This window comes from Arthrobacter sp. 05L421 (assembly GCF_056397785.1).
In genome coordinates this window covers 1-410 of sequence record NZ_JBFTOC010000075.1, presented here as the reverse complement: position 1 = coordinate 410, position 410 = coordinate 1, and the positions used below count along the sequence as shown (strand labels likewise).

Here is a 410-nt window from a genome sequence, read left to right as displayed (position 1 = left end):
GTTAAATGCGGGAGGACCCCCAACGTGGTTGGGGGTCCTCGACCGTTAATGGTGTTCCGGCGGTGACCTACTCTCCCACACCCTCCCGGGTGCAGTACCATCGGCGCTGTGGGTCTTAGCTTCCGGGTTCGGGATGGGACCGGGCGTTTCCCCCACGCTATGACCGCCGTAACCCTGTGTCCGCACCCGCCGCGGCCCKKKGGGCGTGGGGGTGGGAAAACTGGTGTTACAACATGTGCTCCGCGGACCGGGRTCCGCGGGTGTGGTGTTGTTATTTTGTTGTCGGTTCTCAAGCAACGGGTTTGTTGTTTGGGAACCACATAGTGGACGCAAGCAGTCTTGTTTCTTTGTACCACCCCTGGTGCGAACCCCTTTTGAAACGGGTTCGCGGGGTGGTGTGTGGTGTAAGT

General features: G+C 60.3%; 1 rRNA gene. It reads right to left on the bottom strand.

Annotated elements, in window-relative coordinates:
• Positions 1 to 54: 54 nt before the first annotated feature.
• Positions 55 to 171, bottom strand: a 5S ribosomal RNA gene (gene rrf / locus AC1DKQ_RS22480).
• Between the last annotated feature and the right edge of the window lie 239 nt (positions 172 to 410).